General features: G+C 48.1%; 8 protein-coding genes and 1 other RNA gene. All 9 read left to right on the forward strand.

The features are described 5' to 3' along the window. The first annotated feature begins 2 nt into the window (after positions 1–2). The 9 genes from opp4C to FGB90_RS19170 all read left to right on the forward strand — a co-directional run bounded on the left by opp4C (position 3) and on the right by FGB90_RS19170 (position 6,148). Entirely contained in the window at positions 3–911 is a 909-nt protein-coding gene (gene opp4C, locus FGB90_RS19130; RefSeq protein WP_138812464.1) for an oligopeptide ABC transporter permease, read from the forward strand. Positions 912–1,390: 479 nt separating this feature from the next. After that, complete coding sequence (gene tadA / locus FGB90_RS19135) at positions 1,391–1,909, forward strand: tRNA adenosine(34) deaminase TadA (protein ID WP_138812465.1); 519 nt, start codon at positions 1,391–1,393, stop codon at positions 1,907–1,909. Positions 1,910–1,928: 19 nt separating this feature from the next. Then, entirely contained in the window at positions 1,929–2,093 is a 165-nt protein-coding gene (locus FGB90_RS19140) for a YycC family protein (protein WP_138812466.1), read from the forward strand. Between the two features lie 109 nt (positions 2,094–2,202). Next, positions 2,203–2,468: signal recognition particle sRNA large type (gene ffs / locus FGB90_RS19145), an RNA gene on the forward strand. 238 nt (positions 2,469–2,706) lie between these two features. Further along, positions 2,707–4,401 (forward strand): DNA polymerase III subunit gamma/tau, encoded by a 1,695-nt coding sequence (gene dnaX / locus FGB90_RS19150; RefSeq protein ID WP_138812467.1) that lies wholly within the window; start codon positions 2,707–2,709, stop codon positions 4,399–4,401. Positions 4,402–4,427: 26 nt separating this feature from the next. Beyond that, a complete protein-coding gene (locus FGB90_RS19155) occupies positions 4,428–4,739 on the forward strand; it encodes a YbaB/EbfC family nucleoid-associated protein (protein WP_138812468.1) in 312 nt (103 codons plus the stop codon). 109 nt (positions 4,740–4,848) lie between these two features. After that, on the forward strand, positions 4,849–5,445 hold the full coding sequence (gene recR, locus FGB90_RS19160) for a recombination mediator RecR (protein ID WP_138812469.1): 597 nt from the start codon (positions 4,849–4,851) through the stop codon (positions 5,443–5,445). 125 nt (positions 5,446–5,570) lie between these two features. After that, positions 5,571–5,813, forward strand: coding sequence for a YaaL family protein (locus tag FGB90_RS19165; protein ID WP_138812470.1), 243 nt, complete (start codon positions 5,571–5,573; stop codon positions 5,811–5,813). Between the two features lie 68 nt (positions 5,814–5,881). Beyond that, entirely contained in the window at positions 5,882–6,148 is a 267-nt protein-coding gene (locus FGB90_RS19170) for a pro-sigmaK processing inhibitor BofA family protein (protein WP_138812471.1), read from the forward strand. The last annotated feature ends 531 nt before the right edge of the window (positions 6,149–6,679 follow it).

The following is a 6,679-nucleotide window of genomic DNA, read 5'->3' on the forward strand; positions in this document are numbered from 1 at the left end:
CGATGTCAGCAGCATTGACAGATCAGGAAAGAATTGAAGAACTGAAAAAGAAAGCGAAAAAACAATCTCCGTGGGCGATTGCCCGACGTAAACTGTTTCGTAACAAACTGGCTGTTATCAGTCTGGTTTACCTCATCATAGTTGTTATTGCGGCGTACCTTGCGCCACTTATTTCACCGCACAGCCCGACACTGGTTGATATCATGAACCGTAACTCTCCGCCTGGAGACGGTTATCTTCTCGGTACCGATCGTTCTGGAAGGGATATTTTCACCCTCCTGCTATACGGAGCGAGAACATCACTTACAATCGGTATTGTATGTATGATCGGTATCGTTCTTCTCGGAACGACAATCGGATCCATTGCCGGCTACTACGGCGGCTGGGTGGATGCTGTTCTGATGCGCTTTACAGACTTTATGATGAACTTCCCGTTCCTCGTTTTCGTTATCGTACTTGCTTCTATTTTCCGTGAAGCGGGAATCTGGGCACTGATCCTGGTCTTCATTGTACTCGGCTGGACCGGAGCTGCCCGTGTAGTACGGAGTAAGATGATGTCGGAAAAAGAGAACGAATATGTCATGGCTGCCATCTCCATTGGCGGTACGCCATTTAAAGTAATCCGGAAGCATCTGCTTCCAAACATCATGACAACGATCATTGTACAGGCTACGCTTCTTCTGGCCGTTATGATCGTAGCAGAAACAGCACTGAGCTTCCTCGGGTTCGGGGTGCCATCTGGTACACCGAGCTGGGGTAATATGATGCAGGAAGCCCGGAGCCCTACGGTAATCAGAAACTCCTGGTGGATCTGGATCCCGCCGGCGGTTGCCATCACATCAACAATTCTGGCAATCAACTTTATCGGTGAGGGAATTAAAGACGCCTTTAACCCGAAGTCAGCCAGATAACAGCTATATTGAAAGAAGCGGCGGTATATCCGTCGCTTCTTTTTCGGGTTTTTATAAAGCTGTCTTCGGAAAAATGTAGTTTTATTCCGCTGCGGGCGGACGCTTTCCGCGGGCAGGACCTCAGCCGCCAGAGCAGTTATCATGCTTCTTCCTCTGCCAGTAATGCTCCGAAGTTGGCTGTGTCGGAGCAGAATGCAGCATATTCGCGAAGTAAACGCTATTTGCTCTTTCCACCGGGTCGCCGCCTTTCGCTCTATAGTTAATTTGATCAAAAGCAATCTATACGAACACAGCCTTTAATAAAGAGAAGAAGGACTAAGGGAATAAAAAAATCGTCATTTCCCGGGCAACTTTAGACAAAACCGGTCATCCTGGCGGCCTTGAGCCAAACAGCTATGTGACGTAAAATAGGAAATGAGAAAATGAAACAGACTGTTTTTTCGACAAAAGGAATATTTTAGAGTCAGGAAGTGGAAGCGATGGATACCTCACCGGAGGTTCACACAGTTGAAGATGAACAATGGATGAAAGAGGCTCTTGCTGAAGCCCGTGCAGCAGGAGAACTTGGTGAGGTTCCCATTGGTGCGGTCATCGTTCAGGACGGTGAAGTGATCGGGCGCGGGCATAACCTGAGAGAAACCATTCAGCAGGGCACAAGCCACGCAGAAATCACTGCAATTGAGGCTGCCTGTAAAAAAACTGAAAGCTGGCGCCTTCCTGAGGCTGTACTCTATGTGACACTGGAGCCCTGTCCCATGTGTGCAGGTGCAATAGTGCAGACGAGAATCCCCCGCGTTGTATATGGAGCCGCAGATCCGAAAGCCGGGTGCTGTGGAACACTGATGAACCTGCTGGATGAACCGCGTTTTAATCATCAGTCATCCGTTACACCGGGGATTCTGGAACAAGAATGTGCTGAGCTGCTTAAACAGTTCTTCAGGGAACTGAGGAAAAAGAAAAAACAGCAGAAACAGACAATAAAAAACACTGACAATTAATGAAGGGAAGTGAAGAAACATGAGGCCGAATCAGTTCTCAGCGGAAACTGCAAAAATGATTGCAGAGAAACTGAACATGCGTCTTGAAGAAGTTATGCACACACCTCCACATATTTTAACTGCCAAACTTAAGGAAGCAGAAGAAAAGGGAGCCGTGGAAGAAAAGGATCAAAACAGCAGATGACATAAATTGTAAGTACCCTGCCGCTGTTTATGTGTTGCATTTCGCTGTTAAACAGACTATACTAGGAACTGCGTCGTTATCGGCGCAACCGAATATGTTATAAACTTTGCCGTGCTAGACGGGGAGGTAGCGGTGCCCTGTACTCGCAATCCGCTATAGCGAGGTTGAATTCCTTCCCCAGGTTTTAGCATCGTAGGGTCTGCCCTGAGTAAGTGGTGTTGACATCCGGGTTCTGCGCAACGGAGATCCGTGAATCCTGTCAGGTCCGGAAGGAAGCAGCAGTAAGCGGTCCCCTCCGTGTGCCGCGGAGTCGCCTGGATCGAGCTAACTGCTCAGGTAACGCCTGGGGTGCTAATCCCAAAGGAAGGTGCACGGCTATAATTTATAATAGAGCAGCTGCAGTAAGCAGCTGCTCTTTTTGTGTATTTCAGAATCCAGTGGCGATGCAGCAGAAACCCGCCCGGGTGAGCAGTTAATTTTTTTACCATTCTCATAATAAAAAGCCTGTGATTCGTTTTGAAATTGCAGATCCGAGCCGGTATAATAGAGAAAGAATACGCAGAATCCGTGTATGCTCTGTCAAATGAACAGGGTTAAAAAAAGGGGGAGAAACATGAGCTATCAGGCGCTCTACCGGGTCTGGCGGCCCCGTAAACTTTCAGATGTCGTCGGCCAGGAGCACATAACAAAAACACTGAAAAACGCGCTCATTCAGCAGAAGCTCTCCCATGCATACCTTTTTTCCGGACCGAGAGGAACCGGGAAAACGAGTGCAGCCAAAATTATTGCAAAAGCGATTAACTGTGAACAGGCTCCTGTCGAGGAACCCTGCGATGAATGTGCAGCCTGCCGCGGCATCAGTGACGGTTCAATCGTGGATGTTATGGAAATCGATGCTGCCAGTAACAATGGTGTCGATGAAATCCGGGATATCAGGGATAAAGTGAAATTCGCTCCCAGCGCCGTGAAATATAAAGTGTATATTATCGATGAAGTACATATGCTCTCGACGGGAGCCTTCAATGCTCTTCTAAAGACACTTGAAGAACCGCCGGCGCACGTCATCTTCATTCTGGCTACGACAGAACCGCACAAAATCCCCCTCACGATAATTTCCAGGTGCCAGCGTTTCGATTTTAAACGAATCTCCTCTGAATCCATGATCGGCCGGATGGAAGAGATTACGGAAACGATGGATATATCCGTTGACGGTGATGCTCTGACGATGATCGCAAGAGCTTCCGAGGGTGGGATGCGTGACGCCCTGAGTCTGCTTGACCAGGCTGTATCCTATGCCGAAGAGGAAGTGACCCTTCAGGATGTTCTGTCCATTACCGGTGCTGTATCCCAGCAGCTTCTGTACGACACAGCTAAAGCGCTCCGCCAAAAGGATGTTGCAGGGGCCCTGAAGACGATCGACAGAGTAATAAAAGAAGGAAAGGATCCGAATCGCTTCCTTGAGGACATGATTTACTTTTACAGGGATATTCTTCTTTACCAGACAGCTCCTGCGCTGCAGGATTCCCTTGAAAGGCTGACCCCCGATAAGCAGCTCGAGGAAACGGCTTCCCTGCTGACCCAGGAGTGGATTTACGGAATCATTGGGAAGCTGAACCATTTCCAGCAGGAAATGAAGTGGTCAAACCATCCCAAAGTCTTTCTTGAGCTCTTTGCAGTTCAGGCCTGTCAGATGAAAACCGCTTCGCAGGAAAATACAGCGGACAGCACAGAAGTGAACGAGCTCAAAGACAAGGTGAAGGAACTTGAGGGAGCGGTCAGCCGGCTGAAAACATCAGGCGTGCAGACAGCACAGGAGAGCACGGATCAATCTTCAGGGGGAAATAAACCTGTACCTAAGAAACGCGGATCCACTTCTGCAAAAAGCAGGAGCCAAATCGGCAGAGTCAAAGAAATGCTTGCTCATGCCACCAAAGGACATCTTCAGACAGTTACTTCCCACTGGGGGCAGATTTCCGACCATGTTAAATCTTCAAGTGTACCTGCTTCAGCCTGGCTGAATGACTGTAAACCTGTCGCTGCCTCCGAAAAAATGGTGGTACTCTCATTTAAGAACGAGATGCATCGTGATATGATAGATACAAAGTTCCGATCCGTAGTGGAGGGAGCCATTTCCTCGGCAACGGGAAGTGACATGCAGTTTGTAACACTTCTCTCTCCGCACTGGGAGGAAACCAGAGCTTCCTATGTCAAAGAACAGCGAGGCGATGAACAGGATGACGGGGGAGACCCCCTGGTCGATGAAGCGATTAAACTCGTCGGAGAAGATCTTGTCGAAATAAAAGACTGACAAATAACGAAAGCGAGGAAACAGTAATGAAAAACATGGGAAATATGATGAAGCAAATGCAGAAAATGCAGAAGGAAATGACGAAAGCCCAGGAGCAGCTCAAAGAAGAAACAGTTGAAGCCACTGCAGGGGGCGGCATGGTCACAGTCGTGGTAACGGGAGAAAAACGTGTAGTCGATATCCAGATTAAAGAGGAAGTTGTCGACCCGGATGATGTTGAAATGCTTCAGGATCTTGTTCTTGCAGCAACAAACGAAGCGCTCACTCAGGTGGACGATCTTATTAATGAAAGAATGGGCAAGTTCACGAAAGGTATGAACCTGCCGGGAATGTTCTAAATACCGTTTAATAGAAGAAACACTTTCCGGAAGTAGAACCGGAAACCAGATAAACCGGCTGCTTTATGGGCAGCCGGTTTCAAAATGTCTAAAGGAAAGGGGCACCGCCATGCAATACCCTGAACCGATTTCCAAACTGATCGAAGGTTTCATGAGACTTCCCGGGATCGGCCCGAAAACGGCAGCCAGGCTTGCCTTTTACGTACTGGATATGAAGGAAGATGACGTCCTTGATTTTGCAAAAGCGCTTGTGAACGCCAAGCGTAATCTCACCTACTGTTCTGTGTGTCACCATATTACCGACACCGATCCTTGCCGGATCTGTGATGACAAAGCAAGGGATGAATCCGTAATCTGTGTAGTGCAGGAATCAAAAGATGTGATTGCCATGGAAAAGATGAAGGAATACCAGGGCCAATACCACGTTCTTCACGGGGCTATTTCTCCGATGGATGGTATTGGCCCCGAGGATATCTATATCCCTGACCTGATTAAACGGCTGCAGGATGAAACGGTTCAGGAAATCATTATTGCCACGAATCCAAACATCGAGGGTGAAGCCACAGCGATGTACATCTCCAGGCTGGTAAAGCCGACAGGAATTAAAGTTACCCGGATTGCCCATGGCCTTCCTGTTGGCGGAGACCTGGAGTATGCGGATGAAGTAACCCTTTCAAAAGCAATAGAGGGCCGCAGGGAACTCTAAACAGTAAAATTTCAGATCCTGCAGAATTCTTCATTATTATAAAAGGAAGAACCTTCAGGGCGTCTGTATGCAGAGGGGCTCCCTGCAAGTTATCTCCAGTTTATTACCGGACGAGGTGGGTGACAATGTTCTTTAAAAAAAGGAAAAGAGTAATCCGGCGGAAAGGGGATGATCGTCTGCTGGCCGAAATCGATGTGCTGAAATCGAGGCTTGATCAGCAGCGGTCTCTCTTATCCCATAAAGCCGATTATAGTGATCATCTGCTGTATCAGGTGAAATTAAATGAGGCCAGGTATCTGTTTTTATTAAAGGAAGTAAGGCACCGCCATAGAACAGCTCCCCGTGGTAAACGTTCTAAGTCGGTCTGAAAGAGCATAAAGTCAGGTAAGGCTTGTCACACGGACAGGCAACCAACTAAGTAAAAGGTGTGAGGGCAATGGAACCTTTCTTTGTGCTGTCTCTGCTCGGAGCTGCGATATTTCTGCTGCTGGTACTTGGAGCGCCGATGAAACCGCTCAGACTTGCCGGGCAGGGTGCAATCAGAATCCTGACAGGTGCACTGTTTTTATTCTTTCTTAATGCCTTTGGTTCTCTTTTCGGGTATGAACTGCCGATCAACTTCATGACTGCTGCTGTAACGGGGTTCCTCGGGCTGCCCGGCCTGGCGGCGCTGATTGTCATGGATGTAACGATTCTGCCGTAGCGCCGTAAGAGTATCAGTCCCCCTTTGGGCCGGTCAGTTTAAAGAATTCCAGAGCAATGCCAGGCTGTATGTGAGCCTGGTTTTGCTGTTTTTTTTAAAGCTGTTTTCGGAAAGATTGTTGTTTTATTCTGCTGCAGGCGGACGCTTTCACCACAGGCACAAGTGCGACATCCGTTCATGCTTCACGGTGTCTTCTATGCCGTGGGCATCCCTTCAGCCTCCTGGGGAGTGCTTCTGCTTCTTCCTCTGCAAGGTAAGCTTCGAAGCTGTATGCGTCGAAGCAGCTCGAAGCAATCACAGGCTGTAAACGCTCGCACCTGATGCTATTCCCGCAGGAGTCGCCGCCTTTCGCTGCATAATTAATTTGGTCAATAACAACAATGTATACGAACACAGCCTTTTTTAAAAAGAGGGTTGCGTTCCTCGAATGACCCGTGGTATATTATTAAACGTCGCCGAGAGCGAAACACGAAAAAAACAGCTCAAAAAAATGTTTTTAAAAAAGTGTTGACGCGAACTTAACCAACATGG

It is taken from the genome of Alteribacter natronophilus (assembly GCF_006007885.1).
GTDB lineage: Bacteria > Bacillota > Bacilli > Bacillales > Salisediminibacteriaceae > Alteribacter > Alteribacter natronophilus.